This is a genomic window from Actinoalloteichus hoggarensis (assembly GCF_002234535.1).
GTDB classification, from domain to species: domain Bacteria; phylum Actinomycetota; class Actinomycetes; order Mycobacteriales; family Pseudonocardiaceae; genus Actinoalloteichus_A; species Actinoalloteichus_A hoggarensis.
The window spans coordinates 4,839,959-4,858,486 of sequence record NZ_CP022521.1 but is presented as its reverse complement, the minus strand read 5'-3'; the positions used below and the strand labels follow the sequence as shown (position 1 = coordinate 4,858,486).

General features: G+C 71.9%; 19 protein-coding genes and 1 pseudogene. 7 read left to right on the top strand and 13 right to left on the bottom strand.

The window, feature by feature from the left end; genetic code table 11:
• Nucleotides 1-165 precede the first annotated feature (165 nt).
• On the top strand, nucleotides 166-1,122 hold the full coding sequence (locus tag AHOG_RS20680) for a 2-hydroxyacid dehydrogenase (protein WP_093942822.1): 957 nt from the start codon (nucleotides 166-168) through the stop codon (nucleotides 1,120-1,122).
• Here AHOG_RS20680 and AHOG_RS20675 read toward each other — a convergent pair.
• A complete protein-coding gene (locus AHOG_RS20675; protein WP_157736949.1) occupies nucleotides 1,079-1,567 on the bottom strand; it encodes a hypothetical protein in 489 nt (162 codons plus the stop codon). The genes AHOG_RS20680 and AHOG_RS20675 overlap by 44 nt on opposite strands.
• A gap of 161 nt (nucleotides 1,568-1,728) precedes the next feature.
• Here AHOG_RS20675 and AHOG_RS20670 point away from each other — a divergent pair, with 161 nt between their 5' ends.
• Nucleotides 1,729-2,202 (top strand): carboxymuconolactone decarboxylase family protein, encoded by a 474-nt coding sequence (locus tag AHOG_RS20670; RefSeq protein ID WP_093942820.1) that lies wholly within the window; start codon nucleotides 1,729-1,731, stop codon nucleotides 2,200-2,202.
• Nucleotides 2,203-2,450: 248 nt separating this feature from the next.
• Here AHOG_RS20670 and AHOG_RS20665 read toward each other — a convergent pair whose 3' ends face one another.
• Both AHOG_RS20665 and AHOG_RS20660 read right to left on the bottom strand, forming a co-directional pair.
• Nucleotides 2,451-3,305, bottom strand: a complete 855-nt coding sequence (locus AHOG_RS20665) for an IclR family transcriptional regulator (RefSeq protein WP_093942819.1) — start codon at nucleotides 3,303-3,305, stop codon at nucleotides 2,451-2,453.
• Nucleotides 3,306-3,499: 194 nt separating this feature from the next.
• A complete protein-coding gene (locus AHOG_RS20660) occupies nucleotides 3,500-3,892 on the bottom strand; it encodes a winged helix-turn-helix transcriptional regulator (protein WP_093942818.1) in 393 nt (130 codons plus the stop codon).
• Nucleotides 3,893-3,942: 50 nt separating this feature from the next.
• On the opposite strand from AHOG_RS20660, the gene AHOG_RS20655 reads away from it, so the two are divergent.
• Nucleotides 3,943-4,377 carry a TIGR03618 family F420-dependent PPOX class oxidoreductase gene (locus tag AHOG_RS20655; protein ID WP_093942817.1) on the top strand — a complete coding sequence of 145 codons (435 nt, stop codon included), beginning with the start codon at nucleotides 3,943-3,945 and terminating at the stop codon, nucleotides 4,375-4,377.
• A gap of 479 nt (nucleotides 4,378-4,856) precedes the next feature.
• Here the strand turns inward: AHOG_RS20655 and AHOG_RS20645 are convergent, their stop codons facing one another.
• From AHOG_RS20645 to AHOG_RS20610, 8 genes and pseudogenes are all read right to left on the bottom strand, one after another.
• Nucleotides 4,857-5,681: a DUF1684 domain-containing protein gene (locus tag AHOG_RS20645; protein ID WP_093942815.1), complete on the bottom strand. Its 825-nt coding sequence runs from the start codon at nucleotides 5,679-5,681 to the stop codon at nucleotides 4,857-4,859.
• Nucleotides 5,682-6,034: 353 nt separating this feature from the next.
• Nucleotides 6,035-6,850 (bottom strand): annotated as a pseudogene (locus tag AHOG_RS20640) (ATP-binding cassette domain-containing protein); the annotation flags it as partial.
• Nucleotides 6,850-7,656, bottom strand: a complete 807-nt coding sequence (locus AHOG_RS20635) for an ATP-binding cassette domain-containing protein (RefSeq protein WP_093944653.1) — start codon at nucleotides 7,654-7,656, stop codon at nucleotides 6,850-6,852. The pseudogene AHOG_RS20640 and the gene AHOG_RS20635, both read right to left, overlap by 1 nt.
• Nucleotides 7,657-7,745: 89 nt before the next feature.
• A complete protein-coding gene (locus tag AHOG_RS20630; protein ID WP_093942814.1) occupies nucleotides 7,746-8,639 on the bottom strand; it encodes an ABC transporter permease in 894 nt (297 codons plus the stop codon).
• Nucleotides 8,636-9,586, bottom strand: coding sequence for an ABC transporter permease (locus tag AHOG_RS20625; RefSeq protein WP_093942813.1), 951 nt, complete (start codon nucleotides 9,584-9,586; stop codon nucleotides 8,636-8,638). The genes AHOG_RS20630 and AHOG_RS20625 overlap by 4 nt, the downstream gene beginning before the upstream one ends.
• A gap of 50 nt (nucleotides 9,587-9,636) precedes the next feature.
• Nucleotides 9,637-11,151 carry an ABC transporter substrate-binding protein gene (locus AHOG_RS20620; protein ID WP_093942812.1) on the bottom strand — a complete coding sequence of 505 codons (1,515 nt, stop codon included), beginning with the start codon at nucleotides 11,149-11,151 and terminating at the stop codon, nucleotides 9,637-9,639.
• Between the two features lie 159 nt (nucleotides 11,152-11,310).
• Entirely contained in the window at nucleotides 11,311-11,496 is a 186-nt protein-coding gene (locus tag AHOG_RS20615; protein WP_093942811.1) for a hypothetical protein, read from the bottom strand.
• A 752-nt stretch (nucleotides 11,497-12,248) separates the two neighbouring features.
• The gene (locus AHOG_RS20610; protein WP_093944652.1) at nucleotides 12,249-12,716 is read right to left on the bottom strand and encodes an NUDIX hydrolase; all 468 of its coding nucleotides are present in this window, start codon (nucleotides 12,714-12,716) and stop codon (nucleotides 12,249-12,251) included.
• Nucleotides 12,717-12,826: 110 nt separating this feature from the next.
• On the opposite strand from AHOG_RS20610, the gene AHOG_RS20605 reads away from it, so the two are divergent.
• Nucleotides 12,827-13,651, top strand: a complete 825-nt coding sequence (locus AHOG_RS20605) for a MerR family transcriptional regulator (RefSeq protein WP_093942810.1) — start codon at nucleotides 12,827-12,829, stop codon at nucleotides 13,649-13,651.
• A gap of 896 nt (nucleotides 13,652-14,547) precedes the next feature.
• Here AHOG_RS20605 and AHOG_RS20595 read toward each other — a convergent pair.
• Entirely contained in the window at nucleotides 14,548-14,946 is a 399-nt protein-coding gene (locus tag AHOG_RS20595) for an MmcQ/YjbR family DNA-binding protein (RefSeq protein WP_093942808.1), read from the bottom strand.
• A 175-nt stretch (nucleotides 14,947-15,121) separates the two neighbouring features.
• Here AHOG_RS20595 and AHOG_RS20590 point away from each other — a divergent pair, with 175 nt between their 5' ends.
• A complete protein-coding gene (locus AHOG_RS20590; RefSeq protein WP_157736948.1) occupies nucleotides 15,122-15,571 on the top strand; it encodes a DUF2127 domain-containing protein in 450 nt (149 codons plus the stop codon).
• 45 nt (nucleotides 15,572-15,616) lie between these two features.
• Here the strand turns inward: AHOG_RS20590 and AHOG_RS20585 are convergent, their stop codons facing one another.
• On the bottom strand, nucleotides 15,617-16,486 hold the full coding sequence (locus AHOG_RS20585; RefSeq protein ID WP_211290463.1) for an MBL fold metallo-hydrolase: 870 nt from the start codon (nucleotides 16,484-16,486) through the stop codon (nucleotides 15,617-15,619).
• A 219-nt stretch (nucleotides 16,487-16,705) separates the two neighbouring features.
• On the opposite strand from AHOG_RS20585, the gene AHOG_RS20580 reads away from it, so the two are divergent.
• Entirely contained in the window at nucleotides 16,706-17,317 is a 612-nt protein-coding gene (locus AHOG_RS20580) for a class I SAM-dependent methyltransferase (protein ID WP_093942805.1), read from the top strand.
• Nucleotides 17,318-18,213: 896 nt separating this feature from the next.
• Entirely contained in the window at nucleotides 18,214-18,426 is a 213-nt protein-coding gene (locus AHOG_RS20575; protein WP_093942804.1) for a hypothetical protein, read from the top strand.
• Nucleotides 18,427-18,528 lie beyond the last annotated feature (102 nt).

Sequence of the window (18,528 nt, the reverse complement as noted above, 5' to 3'; positions counted from 1 at the left end):
CGCCGCGCCGAGGGTCGTGCGGCCCTCGCTCGCGCCGGGGCCGACACTGCCGGCATGAGCACGGCCGTCGCGGGGCGTCGAGCCATCCCCGGCTCGGCGACCTCGGTCGCCGACGGACGCCCACCCGCCCGATGCCACGGCACGACAAGGACGTAGGAGCAGCAGATGACCACCTCCGCACCCCGCACGGTCCTCCAGGTCAGCCCGTTGCTGCCCTCGCTCACCGAGGCCCTGGCCGCCCACCACCACACCGTCGTGCTCGCCGAACAGCCCGACCCCGCCGCCTACCTCGCCCAGCACGGTGACGAGGTCGTCGCGGCCGTCACCACCGCGCGCGTCGGGGTCGACCACGCCCTGATGGACGCCCTGCCCCGACTCGGAGCGATCGTCCACTTCGGAGTCGGCTACGACACCACCGACGTCGTCCGGGCCAGGGCACGGGGCATCGACGTCTCCAACACCCCCGACGTGCTCACCGACTGCGTGGCCGACCTCGCCGTCGGCGCCACGATCGACGTGATGCGCGGGCTCTCCTCGGCCGACCGCTTCCTGCGGCGCGGCGACTGGACACACGGCCCGTTCCCGCTCACCAGCAAGGTCAGCGGCAAGCGGATCGGCATCCTGGGACTCGGCCGGATCGGGCAGGCCGTCGCCCGGCGGCTGACGGGCTTCGACGTCGAGCTGAGCTACCACTCGCGTCGCCCCGTCCCGGAACTGCCGTACCGACACGTCGACTCCGCCGTCACGCTCGCCGAACAGTCCGACGTCCTCATCGTCACGGCCTCGGGCGGAGCGGGCACGAAGGGCCTGGTGTCGTCGGAGGTCATCGCCGCCCTCGGGCCGACCGGATACCTGGTCAACGTGGCCCGAGGCAGCGTCGTCGACGAGCCCGCGCTCGTCGACGCGCTGGTGTCGGGCCGCCTCGCGGGCGCGGCGCTGGACGTCTTCGTCGACGAGCCGAACGTGCCTGCCGAACTGACGTCGCTGGACACGGTGGTGCTGCTGCCGCACATCGCCAGCGGCACCGTCGAGACCCGCGAGGCGATGGGCGCCCTGGCCTTCCGCAATCTCGACCGGTTCATGACCGACGGCACGCTGCTGACCCCGGTGCCGCGCGACTGACGTACACCAGCACGGCCGCGCGGGAGCGTCGACGCCGGGCGCGGCGCCCGCCGCTGCTCAGTGGCGGGATGTGCCGGGCGCTGCCGCGGAATTCGAGGGGCCACGGCCGCGCGGGAGCGGCCCGCCGATCGACACACGACCGGATGAGCACGTCGGCGGACGTCGCGGCGAGCACGCCGCCGAGGCGGTTCCGGCTCGGCGGCCGCGGGCTGCCGGTGACGAAACCGCTCTCGGCCGCTGCCTCCTCGGCGTTCAGCTCCTCCAAGGCGACCTGGACGGCACCCATCGCCGATCCGGCCTTCACCGCGAGGCGAGCCTGTGAGATCGGCCGGGTCAGCGCGTGGCGTCGGTGATCCCGAGCCGCCTGCTCCGCCGCCTGGATGTTCCGGACGGCGGCGGCGAGACGGCCTTGGAGACGGTCGGCCTCGGTGGACAGGAGTTCCACGGCACCGGACGTGATCTCGTGGCCGCGCCGGCGAGCTCGAGGCATCGCCCGCGTCGTGCGACGTCACACCCGAGAGACGCACGTCACCTCCTCGAGTGTCATATCCGGTCGGGCCGCCGTGTCAAAGAGGTGTCAGCACGGACGAACACCTGGAGCACACCATGAACGCTCGCTTGGATCTCCTCGGCAACGCGGCCTCGGCCAAGGCCCTGCGGCACATCCGCGGGGCAGGCCAGGCCGTCGCCGACTCGACCCTGCCCGCCACGACGGAAGAGCTCGTGAAGATCCGCATCAGTCAGATCAACGGCTGCGGCTTCTGCACCGACATGCACACCAAGGAGGCCGCGCACGCGGGCGAGACCACCCAGCGACTTCACCTGGTCGCGGTCTGGCGGGAGGCGACCGTCTTCACCGACGCCGAGCGTGCCGCCCTCGACCTGGCGGAGCAGGGCACCCGCGTGGCCGACGCGCACCGCGGCGTCACGGACGAGGTCTGGGCCAAGGCCGCCGAGTACTTCGACGAAGACCAGCTCGCGGCCCTGACCCTGTTGATCGCCTTCATGAACGCGGTGAACCGGATGAACGTCATCGTCCAGCAGCCCGCAGGCGGCTATCAGCTCGGTCAGTTCGGCTGACGACGGTCTGCCCGGCCGCATCCGCCGGTGCCGTGCCGTTCCCCATGCCACGCCGGACGGTGCGCCCGCGCGGGGCGGCCGAGAGCCGTCACGGGCCGGATGCGCTCGGGCGGCGGCGAGTTCGGCTCCACGCGGACGGAGCCGCACCGGGGACCGTCAACGCATCGGTCGGCGCGATCGCCCGGCCGATGCGCCGCGCCGACGATCGGACACGGTGCCGGGTCGGCACGTCGGCGGGGCCCTCGACCTCAGATGCCGCCCGCGATGCCCAGGGCCACCGACGTCGCCGAGCGTTCCATCTCCTCGCGGGCCCGTCGCATCGCCGCCACGATGTCGGCCTCGCGCGCGGGAGTGAGTCGAGCCAGCGGGACGGAGCAGCTGATGGCGTCCAGCGGCGGGCTCGCGTAGCGCATCGGCAGGGCGACGCAGTGCAGGCCGACGCTGTTCTCCTGCTGGTCGACGGCATATCCGCGTTCCCGGGTGCGGGCGAGGTCGTCGACCAGGTCCGTCCGGTCGGTCAGGGTGTGCGGGGTCAGTGCGGCCAGCGTCGGCGGCAGGTGTGCGGCCAGCTCCTCGTCGGGGCGCTCGGCCAGCAGTGCCTTGCCCAGCGACGTCGAATAGGCGGGCAGTCTGCGACCCACCCGGCTGTACGGGCGCAGATACTGGCCGGACTCGCGGGTGGCGAGGTACACGACGTCGGTGCCGTCGAGTCTGCCGAAGTGGAAAGTCTCGTCGAGCTGCTCGCCCAGGTGGTCGAGTACCGGCTTGGCGATCCGAAGATACGGATCGGTGTCCAGATAGCTCGTCCCGGCGATCAACGCGCGGATGCCGATGCCGTACATCGTCCCGGACGTGTCGGTGCGCACCCAGCCGTACTTCGCCAGCGTGCGCAGCAGGGCGTAACAGCTGCTCCGGGGCATGCCCAGCGCCTCGCTCAACTCGCGAAGCCGCGCCGGTCGGTTCTGCCGCGCCGCCAGCAGTTCGAGCAGTTCGAGGGTGCGGGCGGCCGACTTCACGTCGCGCACCCCACCGGGTCGTTCGCCGGGCTCGGGCGTGCCCTCGGCCTGCCGTGCCTCATCGGGAAGGTCGGCCGGTGCAGCCATGACGAGCCTCCTGTTCACGACTGATCCACCCGTGACGGTGCGGACCCCGAACGGACTGCCGAACGGTCGAACAACGTTACCTCTGAGTACCGGCACGCCGGGCAGGGCGGCTGCACGGCAGGCAGCGGATCGCGCACCGGGCGCGGGCAGGCCCGCCGTCCGACGGCCCCGCTTCCCTTCGGGTGGTGAGCCCGTCAAGCCCCCGCGGCGGCGGGATCCGAGCGGGCGTCAGACCTCTCCTGCGCGGCCAGGATCGCCGCGCCGTTGTCCTCCGACCACTGGGTCAACACCCGAATCGGCTCGATCAACGTCTGACCGAGATCGGTCAGCGCGTACTCGACCCTCGGCGGCACCTCGCGAAACGCCCGTCGTTCAACGAGGCCGTGCCGGGCGAGCCTGCGCACCGTCTCGGTGAGCACCTTCTTGGAGATCCCGCCGATCAGGTCGATCAGCACGCCGTGCCGCCGGGGGCCCCGGCTCAGTGCGTAGAGCACGACCACCGCCCACTTGTCGGCGATGATCTCCACGGCCAGCCGCGCCGGGCAGTCGGCGAGGAAGACGTCGCCGGAGGTGTCGAAGTCGCCCACACCAGGCAGGTTACCCAGCGGTTCCCACGATGGTTCCTACGCTCGCGGGCATGACGAACCTCGTGCTTCCGGAAAGCACTCACCGCCTGTTCGACCGAGCCCTCAACGTCGTCTTCATCACCGTCGACCCCGACGGGTCGCCGCAGGCCAGCCTGATGTGGGTGTCACGCGACGGCGACGAACTCGTGTTCGGCGTCGAGAGCAGCAGGCGCAAGGTGCGCAACCTGCGTCGTGATCCGCGGGTCACGCTGGTGATCGAGGACGAGGAGGACTCGCCGGTCGGTCTGCGACAGCATCTGGTGGTCCGCGGCACGGTGCGGTTCGAGGGGCCAGGCATCGCTCAGGAGTTCGCCGCCCTGATGGACCGGCAGGCTCGGCGGTACTACGGCACCGACTATCCCCACGCCAACAGAGACTCCGACACCACGCTGATCGGGCGGATCACCCCGACCCGCATCGGCGGCATCGGCCCGTGGGCGGGCTGACCCGCGTCGGCCGTCGCGCCGGAGGGCCGACGGAGCACACGACGCCGACGACCTGAGCGCGGTCCGCTCCGTCGACGGTGAAGGACGCCGGTAGTCCGCAGTGGACGGACCGTGTCTCGGCATCGGGCGCCGCCGTCTCGGATCTCGCCGCGGCGCGGCGGGTTCGGCGGCCCGACCCCCGGCCGCGCCGAGTCCGACATCGCTTCCGTCCGCAATGGACGAGACCGCACTCGCCTGCTGAGGCCGCGGACGTCGAGTCCGGACGAACGATCCGGCAGCGATCTCCCGGTCCGGCCGTCACCCCCGCCACGCATGCACCTCATCCAAGTGCCTCGGCGACGGGCGGCCGGCGCGTCGAGGAGGTCGCGGGCCGGGACCACCCCGTCGTCGTGCGCGACGACCGGCGGGGAGACGTCGTCATCGCGGTGTCGACGTCTCCCGGGCAGCCCGACTCGTGAGGGGGACGCCCCGCCCGTCGCTCAGCCGGGCTGCGACGTCCGCAGCCGAACCCGCTGCTCGCCCGCCGTCACCGCCGTCGCCAGCCGGTGTCCCGGGGGCGGCAGCGGGCAGTTGAAGTGGGCGGAGAACGCACACGGCGGCAGGTATGCCCGGTTGAAGTCCAATCGCACCGGCACGGCCTCGCCCGGCGCCGAGTCCGGCAGGGCGACGCGAAGGAAGCGGCCGGGCTGGTAGGTGCTCACCCCGGTCGTCTCGTCGGCGAACACGAGCAGCAGCAGACCGCCGGAGAGCATCGGCGTGGTGGTGTACTCCCGGCCTGCCACGGTGAACCGCAGTTCGCCGGGCACGTTCGTCGGAGTGGGCGAGTCCTCCAGCATCTTCTCGTAGTCCACCGTGGTGGCCGCCGCGAAGCGGGTGAACGTGCCGGTGAGCTGCCACCGGGGCGCGAAGTCGAAGGCGTCGACGTCCTCGAAGTCCGCGATCGCCGCTGCCTGCGGATCGAACCGGCGGATGCCGAGCTGATCGCCGCGACGGACCACCGTCGCGCTGCCGCCGGGGAAGTCCAGCCACGGCGAGGGAGCGCCGTCGAGATGGGAGACGGGAGTCTCGCCTGCCACGGGCTCGTCGGCGACGCGCACCTCCTCGTCGGCCGTCGCGGTGAGCCAGACGCGATCGTCCCGCACCGTCCAGACGCCCGGCAGCTCATCGAACACGGAGTCCGTCTCGGGCCAGTAGGTGTCCACGAGCGCGAGGTTTCCCCGCGGGCCCGTGAGCGACCGGCGACGTCCCGCGCGCCAGTCCTGCCAGGACCGGTTGGCGTCCAGGTCGCTGATCGTCTCCGTCATGTCGTGCTCCGTTCCTCGTCGGCCGGTGTGCCCGGCGCGATGGTGTCGGTGCGGGATCGTGCCTGGTGCTCGGCTGCCGCCCGGGCGGTGCCCGCCGTGTCGGTGCCGTCCGCCGAGGTGCTGCCCGCCGCAGTGCCTTCCGAAGCAGTGCCTTCCGAAGCAGTGCCCTCCGCCTCAGTGCCCTCCGCCTCAGTGCCCTCCCCCTCAGTGCCCTCCGCCTCAGTGCCCTCCGCCGAGGACGCCGAACCGGTGTCCTCCGCCGGCGTCGAGCCCGCGCCGTCGGAGGACCGGTCGCCCGTGATCTCACTCGCCGTCGCACCCTGCCCCGTGTCGGTGAGACCGCCGAGCACCCCGGCGGGCAGCCGAGGGATCGCCGCGAGGAGACGCCGCGTGTAGTCCTGTTCCGGCGCCGAGTACACCCGTTCCGTCGGGCCGCTCTCCACCACCCTGCCCTGATGCAGCACCAGTACCCGAGGACACAGTCGCCCTACCACGGCCAGATCGTGCGAGACCAGCACCAGCGTCATGGCGTGCTCGGCCGCCAGGCCCGCCAGCAGATCGAGGATCTGGGCTCGCACGGAGACGTCCAGCGCGCTGACCGGCTCGTCGCCGACCAGCACCCGGGGGCGCGGCGCCAGCGCCCGGGCGATGGCGATCCGCTGCCGCTGGCCGCCGGAGAACTCGTGCGGGTAGCGATCGGCCGCGTCCGGGCCGAGGCCCACCTCGGCGAGCACCTCACGCACCCGCTCGGCACGGTCGCCGGGGATGCGCAGGCTGCGCAGCGGCTCGGCCACGATCTCCGACACCGGCATCCTCGGGTTCAGCGAGCCACGCGGGTCCTGGAACACCACCTGCACATCCCGGCGGAACGCGCGCAGACCACGTCGGTCCGATCCGAGCGGAGCGCCGCGGTACCGCAGCTCGCCCGCGTCGGGCCGGTCCAGGGCCAGCAGCAGCCGCAGCAGCGTCGACTTGCCCGCGCCGGACTCGCCGACGATGCCCAACGCCTCGCCTTCGCGGACCGTGAGGTCCACATCGGACAGCGCGGTCCTGGTGGACGCCGTCGCCGACCGGCCGGTCCGCGACACGCGGAACCGCCTGGTGAGTCCGCGTGCCTCCCACAGCACGCCCGCCTGGGACGATGCCGACGGCTCCCACGATTCGGTCATCATCCTGCCTCCCATCCCGGATCTCCCGGCAGCCTGCCCGCCGCCACCGCCGAAGTCAGCAGCTCGCGCGTGTAAGGGTGCCTCGGGGCCGCGAGGACCGGCTCGACCTCACCCTGTTCCACGACGGCCCCGTCACGCATCACGGCGATCCGATCGCCGACCGAGGCGATCACGGGCAGGTCATGACTGATGAACAGGAGCCCGGCGCCCTCGCTCGCCACCGACTCGGTGATCAGCTCCAGTATCTCGGCCTGCACGGTGACGTCGAGTGCCGTGGTCGGCTCGTCGGCGATGAGCAGCCGAGGACGACATGCCAGGGCCACGGCGAGCGCCACCCGCTGACGCTGTCCGCCGGAGAGCTGATGCGGATACGCGCGCGCCGACTCGGCCGGGTCCGGCAGCCGCACGCGGCGGCACAGCTCCACCGCCTCGGCCTCGGCCTCCCTCCTGCCGAGGCCCCGATGTCCGCGCAGCGGACCCGCGATCTGCCTGCCCACCCGCATCAGCGGGTCCAACGCGGTCAGCGGCTCCTGGAAGACCATCGCCACCCCGGCTCCCCGCACCCGCGTCATCTCCCGCTCCGGCAGCCCCAGCAGCTCGACGCCGTCCAGCCGAACCGAACCGGAGACGGTCATCCCCTCGGGCAGCAGACCGGCCACGGCCAGCGCGGTCAGCGACTTGCCGGAGCCGGACTCGCCGACGATCCCGAGCCGCTCGCCTGCGGCGAGATCCAGATCGACGCCCGCGATCAGCTCCGTCCCGTCGCGCCGCCGCACCGTCAGCCCCCGCACCTCGAGCAGCCTCATCGTCCCGTTCTCCTGCCCGTCCGAATGACGAACGCCGATCGTCGTGTCCGCCGGCCCGACATCGTGTGCCGTCGCGTCACGTCGCCCGCTCATCGGGCCAGCTCCGGATCGGCGTACTCGCGCAGCCCGTCGCCGAGCAGGTTCAGCCCCAGCACCGTGATCACGATCGCCAGTCCGGGGAACACCGCGGGCCACAGCGTGACACCCAGCACCGCCTGCGCGTCTCGAAGCATCTGGCCCCAGGACGGATTGGGCGGCGGCGAGCCGAGTCCGAGATAGGACAGCGCCGCCTCGGCGACCACCGCGAGGCCGAACTCCAAGGAGAGCTGCACCAGCAGGATCGGATAGATGTTGGGCAGCACGTGACGCAGCAGGATGCCGATGCGGCCGGTGCCCGACGCCGTCGCCGCAAGGACATAGTCCTGCACGAGGACCCGACGCGCGGCGATGCGCGTCAACCGGGCGACCACGGCCGAGGTCGCCAGGCCGATCGCCAGTACGGCGGTCGTCGTGGACGCCCCTCGCACGGCCACCAGCACCATCGCCAGCAGCAGCGTGGGGAACGCGATGAGCACGTCGATCCCGTGCACCACGGCGTCGTCGGCCTTCCTCGGCGCGAGCGCGGCCATCAGGCCCAGGGTGACGCCGAGCACGGCCGCGATCAGCACCGACGCCGTTCCGATGCCCAACGCGAGGCGGGCGCCGACGAGAAACTGGCTGAACACGTCGCGTCCGAGCCGATCGGTGCCCATCCAATGGGTCGCGCTCGGCGTCTCCAGCCGCCCGCCCGCCCCGGTGGCGTCGTGGTCGAACGGCGTCCACACCAGCGAGATCAGCGCGGCGAGGACGACGAGGCCGACCAGCACGGCGCCGGCGACCAGGGTCGGGCCGCGCCTGCGACGGGTGCGGGCCCGGACGCGGGCGGCGGCGACCCGTGCGGTGGGCTCCGCCGGGCCGGGAGCCGAACGCAGCGCCGGGCTCATCGGGCCGCTCGCAGTCTCGGGTCGAGCGCCCGCTGCGCCACGTCGACCAGGAAGCCGACCACCAGCACCACCGCCGTCATCAGGAACACGGTGGCCTGCACCTTGACCAGGTCACGGTTTCCCACGTCGGTCAACAACATCCTTCCCAGTCCCGGCAGGGTGAAGACGCTCTCCACGATCACGGCGCCGAGCAGCGAGCCGGCCAGCTGCACACCGAGGACCGACAGCACGGGCACGCAGGCGTTGCGCAGCCCGTGCCGCCACAGGGCCTGCGCGCGTGTCTGCCCGACCGACCGTGCCGTGCGCAGGAAGTCCTGATGAATCACGTCGAGCGTGGCGGAGCGGACGTAACGCAGCAGCGCGGCGGCCTGCGCCACCGCGAGCGTGATCACCGGCAGCACCAGCGACCGCACCGCCTCACCCGGCTCGGCCCAGCCCGCGACGGGGAAACCACCCGGCGGTGCCCAGCCGAGGTTCAGGGCGAACACCGCCACCAGCAGGATGCCGATCCAGAAGATCGGCACCGCCACGCCGAGCTGGCTGATCGCCGAGACCACCACGCCGACCGGGCTGCGGTGGCGCAGGGCCGCCCACACGCCCAGCGGCACGGCGATCACGACCGACAGGACGAAGGCCGACAGCCCCAGCGGCGCCGTCACCGCCATCCGATCGAGGATCTCCGGTCCGACCGGCCCTCCGCCGACATAGGACTGACCGAGGTCGCCGGTCAACAGGTCGCCCAGCCAGTGCAGGTAGCGGATCGGGGCGGGCCGGTCGGTGCCGAGCATGCTGCTCAGCTCGGCCACCTGCTCCTCGGTGGCCTCCACGCCGAGGATGGTGCGCGCCGGATCGCCGGGCAGCAGGGAGAGCAGCAGGAACGTCAACGCGCTCGCCGCGAGCAGCGAGCCCGCCAGCAGCAGCACCCGCCGCAGCACGTATCGCATCATCGGCGGCGGACCGTCCTTCGAGCGCCGGGGTGTGGAGACGACGTCAACGATCAGCCCGCCTTGGTGATCTCAGGCAGGTACAGGCTGTCGGCCAGCGCCGTCTCCGGGTATCCCGTGACGCCCTGACGGGCGACGCGCATCAGCGGGTTGAGGAACAGCCAGTCGCTGGCCGCCTCCTCGGAGATCCGCGTCCCGACCTGCCGGAGCAGTTCGACGCGCTCCTCCTCGGTCTCCGCGACGTCGGCCTGCGCGACCCACTCCCGCACCTGCGGATCGTCGTAACGCCAGTAGAAGTCGGGATTGGCGTACCAGAAGACGTCGTGCGGGTTGACGTGGTTCTGGATGGTCAGGTCGTAGTCGACCTGCGTGAAGACCTTGTCGTACCAGGTCGCGCCCTCGATGGCGTTGAGCTCCACGGTCACGCCCACCTCGGCGAGCTGGTCCTGCACGAGCTGGGCGACGGTGAGCAGCCTGTCCTCGGACGGGACGTCCAGGCTCAGGGTGAGCCCGTCGGAGTGCCCCGCCTCGGCGAGCAGCTCCCTCGCCAGCTCCGGATCATGGGCCACGTTGGCGGTCAGGTCCTCGTACCAGGGGTCGGTGGGCGGGATGCCGCTGCCGATCAGCTGCCCGTAGCCGTCCCACACCGCGTCCAGCACGGCCTGGTGGTCGATCGCGGCCCGCAGCGCGCGGCGGACCCGCGAGTCGGTCAGCGGTTCCCGCTCGTTGTTGAAGGCCAGCAGCGTCTTGGTGTTCGAGGCGCCCTCGGTGACCACGAACTGCGGGTTGCCCTCGAACGCGGCCAGCAGCTCCGGCGACGGCACCGAGGCGATCAGGTCCAGCTGGCCGCCTTGCAGCGCGTTGCTCATCGCGGTGGCGTCGTCGAAGTAGCGGAACACCACGGAGGCCGACGCGGCGGGCTCACCCCAGTAGTCGGCGTAGCGGCTCAGCGTGATGCTATCGCCGCGCTTCCACTCGTCGAAGACGAACGGGCCGGTGCCCACCGCCGTGTCCGCGAAGTCGGTGGCGCCCTCCTGGAAGATCAGCCCGGCGGAGGTCGTCAGGCCGAACAGGAACTCGTTGCTGCGCTCCTCGAGCGTGATCGCCACGGTGTCGGGATCGTCCGCAGTCACGGAGCTGATGCCCGCCAGGCTCTGCTTCTTCGGGTTGACCGAGTCGGGGGCGATGGTGCGTTCGATGCTCCACACGACGTCGTCGGCGCTGAACTCCGTGCCGTCGTGGAAGGTCACGTCCGAGGCCAGCTGGAAGGTGTAGTCGAGTCCGTCCTCGGAGACGTCCCAGGACTCGGCGAGCGCGGGCACGATCTCGCCCTGATCGTCGAGGGCGACGAGGCCTTCGTAGACGTTGCGCAGCAGCACCTCCGAGAGCCCGGAGGAGCCGCCGACGTTGGAGTCCAGGCTGGTCGGCTCGTTCTGCGAGCCGATGACCACGACGGCCTCCGGATCGGGTTCGCCGGTGGAGGCCGCGCCGCCGCCTCCGCCGCCGCAGGCGGCGGCGAGCAGCAAAGGTGGGACGGCCAGGGCGGTGTACAGCGCGCTGCGGCGCATGGCGGCGCTCCTTGTCGCGGGAGGTGGTGTCGTGGGAATGCCGGACACGGGGAACCGGCAGGGGAGTGGTCGTCCGAACAGGACGGACGGCGACCAGGTGTGTCGGTCGGGCCGGGTGCGGGAGAGGGCTCGGCGGTGGCTGCCCGCGGTCGCCGTCGATCAGTGCGGGAGCCTCGCCGCGACGGGCAGGCGGGCCCGTCGCACGGCGGCGGAGCCGGGGCGGGGAACCGGCGTGTCCTCGGGCTCGGGCAGGGCGGGCGGATCGCCTCGGTCGGGGAGACCGGGCAGGGTCAGCGCGGGCCCGCGCCGGAGATCGCGGCCCTCAGGCGACAGGCACTGCTGCACACCCGCAGCAGATCGACGTGTCGCCGCGACACGGCATAGAAGTGTTCGCCCACGCCGCGAGTATGCCCGGCCGCCTGCGCGGCCGTCGCTCCTTGTAATGAGAATGACATTCTCGCTGGTCGAATGCCCTAGTTAGGGTGGCTAAAGGTTGCCGCGTCGGCACTCGGTGTGACGATCGCTCGGTCGGATGCGCGGTGCCGCAAGCCGTCCGAGGCGGCCGCGAGCCGAGGAAGTCGTCTCGGCACAGTGCGTCGCCCCGGTCGGTCGCCGTTGCCACATCGGCGGTGATCCGGCTCGGCGCGGTACCCGGCACCCGCCCGAGGCGCCCGTGACCGTCCGGGTCGGGCCTCACCCATCGGAGTGGCCGCGGTGTGGGTCCGCCGCAACTCTGTGGTTCCGGTGTCGAGTTTCAGACGTCGAATTCCGGGCGGCTGGTTCCGGTGTCCGGCTTCGAGGGACGAGGCTCGGGCGTTCGGCCACGAGCGTTCGGTCACCGGTGTCGAGCGTCGGACGTCGTGTTCAGGCCGAGTGCGGACGCCGATCGATCCCGCCGGCGGGAAGCGCACGCACACGGGCTCGACGGCGGGTGTCCTCCCAGAGGTGCTGTCGCCGTCGCCGAGTGCCCCGTCTGCCGCCGCGCCCACCGTCCAGCCGTGAGCCGCCGTCGAACAGCTCTCGGCCTGACCCCCGAGGACCCGAGGCCCGAGGACGGCGTCGAGCCGCCGACCGCGCCTGGACCCCGACGGCGGGCGTCATGGCCGGAGCCGCTCCGCGAGCCGGTCCAGGAACGGCCGTTGGCCCGACACGATCCGTTCCGCGGCGGCCACCAGGCCGAACCACCCGACGCGGTCGATCTCCGGGAACCGGCGTACTCGGCCCGATCGGGGCGGCCACTCCAGCTCGAAGGTCCCCGGCGTCACTCGATCGGGATCGAGGTCGCCCTGCACCGCCCAGGCGGTCACGACCTTCCCACCCGACTGCCGGACGTCGCCGAGGGGCAGCAGCGGACCCTCCGGCACGGGCAGTCCCAACTCCTCCAGGAACTCGCGTCGCGCCGCGTCCTCGGGAGCCTCCTCCGGCGAGTACTCGCCCTTGGGCAGCGACCAGGCGCCCGCGTCGCGGCGAGCCCAGAACGGCCCGCCGGGATGGGCCAGCAGCACCTCGACGTGCGGTCCCGGGGCGCGGAACAGGAGGAGTCCCGCGCTGCGTCTGCCCGTCATCTCGTCGAGTCTGCGCTCCGCGTCGTCGGGCCGCGCGGCCGACGACGGCCTGGTGCCCGACACTCGCGCGTGACTCTCACACCGTGTCAGGCCCTATCCCTGAGGTCGTCATGTTCAGTATCGGAGACTTCGCCAGGCTCGGCCGCGTGTCGGTGCGGATGCTGCGGCACTACGACGCGATCGGGCTGCTTCGGCCCGACCACGTCGACGAGTTCAGCGGCTATCGCTACTACCGCGTCGCCGCACTCGCCAGGCTCAACCGCCTCGTGGCCCTGAAGGATCTGGGGTTCACACTGGCTCAGGTGGCGTCGATCCTCGACGAGAGGATCGACGTGAGCGAGCTGCACGGCATGCTGCGGCTGCGTCGTGCGGAGCTGGCGGCGGCGGTGGCGGCGGACACGGCGCGGCTGGCCGGAATCGAGGCGAGGCTCTCCATGATCGAGGAGGAGGGACGCATGTCCACCGACGAGATAGTGGTGCGGCAGGTACCCGCGGTCCGGGTGGCCGAACTGACCGCGGTGGCGGAGAGCTATGCCGCGCCGGACATCGGACCGGTCGTGGGACCGCTGTTCGACGAGCTGTACCACCGGATCGAAGCGGAGGGGCTGCGGCCGACCGGGCCGGGCATCGCCCATTACGAGCCGTTCGGCGAGCGGGTGCGGGTGCATGCGAGCTGCCCGGTGGCCGGGGCAGAACCGCGGTCCGCCGCGCCCGGAGCGCTCGCGGTGGTAGACCTGCCCGCCGTCGAGGCCGCGACCATGGTGCATCACGGCTCCATGACCGAGGCCGATGCCGTGGTGCAGAAGATCGCTCGCTGGATCGAGGCGGCCGGGAGGACGGGCACCGGATACGCCCGCGAGGTGTACCTGGAGACTTCGGAGGACGAGTCCACCTGGGTCACCGAGTTCCAGGAGCCGCTGGCAGATCAGGACTGAGGCCTGCCCGCGGGCGGTCGGATCGGCCTGCCCGCGGGGCGGGTGGCGAGCGTGGTGCCTGCGGTCGTGTTCAGCGGGGACTCGCCCGGAGGCGGGTCCCCGCTCGCCGGGGTCGGCTGCCCGCGCCGAGACGGCTTTCTCCTGCCCGCGCGGGACGTCCCTCGGCCGTCGAGACCTGCGCGCCGTGAGGATCGGCGCCGTCAGCGCGCGGGGCCCGTCCGCCGAGCCGGGCCGTGTCGTCGTGAAGATCGCGTCGAGCGGCGGGCGAGCGGGCGGGGCCGAGCCCGAATCGACCGCCCCCACGGGTCCGCCGCGCCTCGGCTCCGGAGGCGACGGTCGTTCGTCGGTGTCGCCTCGGGCCGCAGGTGTCGCCTCGGGCCGCGGGTGTCGGCGAGACCGTCGGAGCGGCGTCGCAGGCGGCGTGGGAATCGATCCGCTTCGGGATCGCCGTGTCGAGACGGTGCCGGCCGGGCGGCTGTTCCCACTCGTCGCGGATCCTCTTGGTCGACCGCTCGTCCTGGTCGACGGCTCGCCCCGGTGAACATCGAGCCGATCGGTCGGCGGGTGTCCTCCTCGCGGCGCGGTGGCGGCCGGACTCGTCCCGAGATTCGGCGACCGGGCGTGTCGTCGCCGTTGCGGTCGGCGTGGCATGCCGAGCATGCGTTCCACCCGATCGATATCTTGTCGATCTAGAACATCTGTTCGATAGTCGTGTCATGGATCTCTACTCGCTCGCCGCGCTCAGCGTTCTCGTCGGCATGACACTGGCCGTGTTCCCGCACCGACGCCGGCGTGGGCTGCTCCGTACCGGGCCGGGACAACGGCGATCCCGTCGGCGATCGACGATGCCCGAGCTGAACGGCCTCATGCCCGCCCCTGCCGTCGAGCCCTCGCCCTCACTCCGTGCTCGGCAGCGGGGGCGCGTCCTCGCCGAGAACGGTGCGGAGTCGGTCCCGGTCGGCCTTGCGCAGCCCTGCCACGACCCGCCGGTAGGAGTGGACGGTCATCTCCACCAGTTCGTCGTCGCAGACCGTGCCGTCCAAGAGGATCGTGTTCCAGTGACGCTTGTCCGTGTGGTAGCCGGGCGTCACGCTCGGGAACTGGGCACGCAGCTCCAGTGCGAGAGCCGGATCGCACTTCAGCGTGATCCGGGCGGGTTCGTCGGTCGGGCCCTCGGCCAGGATCGCGAACGACTTCTCCGCGACCTTGTAGACCAGCGCATCGGGGCCGTAGGGCCTGCTCTCGGTCGACTCGGGAAACCACAACGCGATGTCGGTGAACTCCTGCGGGGTCATGTCGGACGGCCCTTCGGCGACGGCGGAGCTTCAGCGGGTCGCGCGGCACGGACCGCACGCGCGAGGAGTCTACGAGCGGACCGACACCTTCGGTCGAGCATCGTCCGGGCTAGCCCGCCTGCTGGGTCGGGCGTCACGGCATCGCCCGCTCGGCCCGCGTCTCGGCGGCTGCCCGTTGCGAGATCGCCGTGCGCCCGGCGGCCGGTGCTCCGGCATCCTGCTGCTCATCCCGGCCGCGACGGTGCATCGGCTCGTGGCCGAGGTGCCGGCCCGCGGCGTGCCGGGTCCGCCGAACTCGACAGTCGCCACACACTTCGTCAGTGGCGCCGACGCGGTCGACTCGGGGTCCCGGACCGTCACCGTCCTCCTGCTCGCGGTGCACGGGGTGGTCAAGGTCCTTCTCGTGGTCGCACTGCTGCGCCGGGTCCTGCCCGCTTACCCGGCGGGGATCGTGGGCCTCGGCGTCTTCACCGGCTACGAGATTCGCACGGTCCAGGCGGGACCGGTCGCGCCCGCGGTCCTGTCGGTGATCGACCTCGTCGTCATCGTGATGCTCGTCCGTGACCTCCGACTGGTTCGCGCCGGGCACGCGAGTGCTCGGCCCCGTCGAGCGTCGTACCCGTGAGTCATGGCGGGGAATCGCGGAACGCTCGGACGAGCCGTGGGCCGCTCAGACGAGTGCCCGGTCGTCGCGGTTGTGGATGACGAAGTCGTCGAAGCGATGGACTCCGGGACGACCGTCGATCTCGACGACGGCACGGCGTACCGCGTGCAGCTGCTCGACGGTCAGCTCCAAGGGCGGCTCCTCGGGCTGATAGGTGGTGCCGCGTGGATAGTCGACTCCGGGCGTGGTGGTCATCTCGATGTGACAGCCGAGGAGGTGGGACACGGCGTGGCGTGAGCAGAACTCCACCAGTCGATCGATCGTCGCCGCGAAGGCGGGCCAGTCCTCGACGTAGAGGCGGCCTGGGTAGACGGTGTCTCCGGTGAACAGCAGGCCGGTCCGGCGATCGTGGAACACGGCCGCGGACGCGTGGTGGCCTGGCCCGGGGATGACCTCCAGCAAGCGATCACCGAGATCGAATTCGGCGGTGTCCGTCGGCCAGTCCCGCAGGCCGAAGAAGTCGGCGACGTCCTCCGGTCGCGACCCGAGGATCGTCGTGTTCGGACGGCCGACGAACTGCGCATCGCCCGCGAGATGGTCGCCGTGGCCGTGGGTGTGTGCCACGACGAGTCCGTAGTCGGGTCGGGTCGACAGTCGGTCGGCGAGCAGGTCGTCGACCACCTGACGAAGAGGGAGGTGTCGGGGGTCCTCGGTCGCCCCGGTGTCCAGGAGCAGGGCGCGCTCGGTGCCGAGGAGCAGGAACAGGAACGGGGCCTCGAAGTGCACCGGCATGTTCTGGCGCAGGAGGACGGTGTGCTCGTCATAGGCGTGTACCTGGATCTCCGGCGCCGGATCATGCTTCGGCGACGGCCAACCCGCATGCCAGGCGACGTCGAGAACTCCGCCGTCCGACGTGGCCTTCATGGCGGTGCTCATCGACTGAGGCTATCCGGTGCGGCACCGGTGCGGTCGCCTTCCGTCGGGCCGCTTCACCGGTCGTGCACGCCTCGCGAGCCTGCGGGGCGTCGACGAGGCAGGACCGCGGCGACCGTCGTGTGACGGCTGCGACCTGACCCGACCACGGCCGCCGATCAAACCCGTCTCCGCCGAGCACCGCGCGTCGGTCGTCCCGAATCGTCTCTTACGCTCAACCCGATGAGCACGGAGACGGCACGCGTGGCGTACGGCAGGCGAGCGGCGGAGTACATCGCCCGGTTCGGATCGGTCGACTCCATTCCCACGGTGTACCGCGACCTCATCGAGGCGTGGGGACGGGCCGTCGACGGTCCGGCGATCGACGTGGGCTGCGGGCCCGGACAGTGGACCGCGCTTCTCCACGAGCTGGGCGTCGACGTGCGCGGTGTCGACCCGGTTCCCGAGTTCGTCGCCGACGCCCGTGTCCGGTTCCCGCACCTGCGTTTCGACCTCGGTGAGGCGGCGGCACTCGACGTCGACGATGCGGGACTCGGCGGCATCCTCGCGTGGTACTCGTTGATCCACGTGCGTCCGGAGCGGGTCGGAGAGGTGCTTGCCGAGTTCGCGCGGGTGCTGCGTCCTGGCGGGAGCCTGCTGGTGGGCTTCTTCACCGGCGAGGAACTGATCGAGTTCGACCACGCGGTCACGCCCGCCTACTTCTGGCCCGTGGACGACCTGCGGGCCGTCGTCGAGGACGCGGGCTTCACGGTCACCTCGACGCGGACCCGCACCGATCCGCCCGCACGCCCGCACGGCGACCTGATCGCACACCGTGCCCGCCAGTCGTACTGACCACAGAGGTCAGGCGTCGAGACGACACGTTGGTCGATGATCTCGACACGGACGAGTCCTCCGGTTCGGTGTGGATCACCCATCTGCACCACGTCCTGGAGTCCTTCGTGTCCGACCGTGACCCCCGCGCACTCCGATGGAAAGACCATGTCGAGCACGGTCCATCGTGGGCGATCGGTCGCCGCTGCGTCGGGAGCCGAAGGGTTCCAGGTCTCGCCGACCACCGCTGTCCCGGTCATCGCCATCCCGCCCGCCGCTGTCCGGCTACCCGCGTCGTCGCCCGTCGTATCGGCCGCCTATCGCGTCCGACCGGGTAGGGATGGAAGCAGACGTCGATGTGCACACCGTCGACACGCCGATCACGGCTCGTGGGCTCGGCCCCGTGGGACGCGCCCTGGCCACCGTCCTCACGGCCGCCGGTCACGATGCCACCGTGTGGAACCGCACCGCAGGCAAGGCGGCCGCGCCACCCGCCCCGGCTCCCACCCGCCCCGGCTCCCACCCGCCCCGGCCCCCCCCCGCCCCGGCTCCCACCCGCCCCGGCTCCCACCCGCCCCGGCTCCCGCCCCGGCTCCCGCCCCGGCTCCCGCCCCGGCTCCCGCCCGAACCCGGCTTCGCCTGCACCCCAGACCGTCGCCACCCCGCCACCCCCGATGAGGTCGGGTCGGCCGACACCTGATGAACGTGCCCGCAGACCCGGCCCGGCGTGGTCGTCTCCGTATGCAGCGGGCAGCGCACCCCCGGCAACGCCCCGCGTCGCACTCTCGATTGCGTGCACCGCGGTGCCGGCGGCCGGCTGCCGCCGTCGGACGATCGATCCTCCCGCTCAAGGCAGGCAAGGACTGGGCCGCCGCCGCGAAGATCGCACACCGTCTTCCAGTCCGGGGACGATGAGCATGGCGCGCAAGGTTCGTCGCCATGCCTGGCTGCGGCTGCGGCTGCGGCTGCCGCTGATCCTCTGGCTGACCGTGGTGTGGGCGCATCACGGCCAGAACGCCAGAACGCCAGAACGCCAGAACGCCAGAACGCCGGGACGCACCGACGCGGCCCGCGTTCCGGCCTCGGCCTTGGCCTCACCGAACTGCTGGGCGAACGCCGGACGGACCTGACCACGGCGTCGAACCGATCGGCCGGCCGGTCGACGCCGCCCGAAACCACCGGACGTTCTGCCGTCGGCTCCGTCGATCGATAATCGTTGGCACGGGCTCCAC

Coding starts and splice junctions, on each gene's coding strand:
- AHOG_RS20680 (WP_093942822.1), top strand. CDS start 166: ATGACCACCTCCGCACCCCGCACGGTCCTCCAGGTCAGCCCGTTGCTG.
- AHOG_RS20670 (WP_093942820.1), top strand. CDS start 1,729: ATGAACGCTCGCTTGGATCTCCTCGGCAACGCGGCCTCGGCCAAGGCC.
- AHOG_RS20665 (WP_093942819.1), bottom strand. CDS start 3,305: ATGGCTGCACCGGCCGACCTTCCCGATGAGGCACGGCAGGCCGAGGGC.
- AHOG_RS20655 (WP_093942817.1), top strand. CDS start 3,943: ATGACGAACCTCGTGCTTCCGGAAAGCACTCACCGCCTGTTCGACCGA.
- AHOG_RS20645 (WP_093942815.1), bottom strand. CDS start 5,681: ATGACGGAGACGATCAGCGACCTGGACGCCAACCGGTCCTGGCAGGAC.
- AHOG_RS20635 (WP_093944653.1), bottom strand. CDS start 7,656: ATGAGGCTGCTCGAGGTGCGGGGGCTGACGGTGCGGCGGCGCGACGGG.
- AHOG_RS20630 (WP_093942814.1), bottom strand. CDS start 8,639: ATGAGCCCGGCGCTGCGTTCGGCTCCCGGCCCGGCGGAGCCCACCGCA.
- AHOG_RS20625 (WP_093942813.1), bottom strand. CDS start 9,586: ATGATGCGATACGTGCTGCGGCGGGTGCTGCTGCTGGCGGGCTCGCTG.
- AHOG_RS20620 (WP_093942812.1), bottom strand. CDS start 11,151: ATGCGCCGCAGCGCGCTGTACACCGCCCTGGCCGTCCCACCTTTGCTG.
- AHOG_RS20610 (WP_093944652.1), bottom strand. CDS start 12,716: ATGACGGGCAGACGCAGCGCGGGACTCCTCCTGTTCCGCGCCCCGGGA.
- AHOG_RS20605 (WP_093942810.1), top strand. CDS start 12,827: ATGTTCAGTATCGGAGACTTCGCCAGGCTCGGCCGCGTGTCGGTGCGG.
- AHOG_RS20595 (WP_093942808.1), bottom strand. CDS start 14,946: ATGACCCCGCAGGAGTTCACCGACATCGCGTTGTGGTTTCCCGAGTCG.
- AHOG_RS20585 (WP_211290463.1), bottom strand. CDS start 16,486: ATGAGCACCGCCATGAAGGCCACGTCGGACGGCGGAGTTCTCGACGTC.
- AHOG_RS20580 (WP_093942805.1), top strand. CDS start 16,706: ATGAGCACGGAGACGGCACGCGTGGCGTACGGCAGGCGAGCGGCGGAG.
- AHOG_RS20575 (WP_093942804.1), top strand. CDS start 18,214: ATGGCGCGCAAGGTTCGTCGCCATGCCTGGCTGCGGCTGCGGCTGCGG.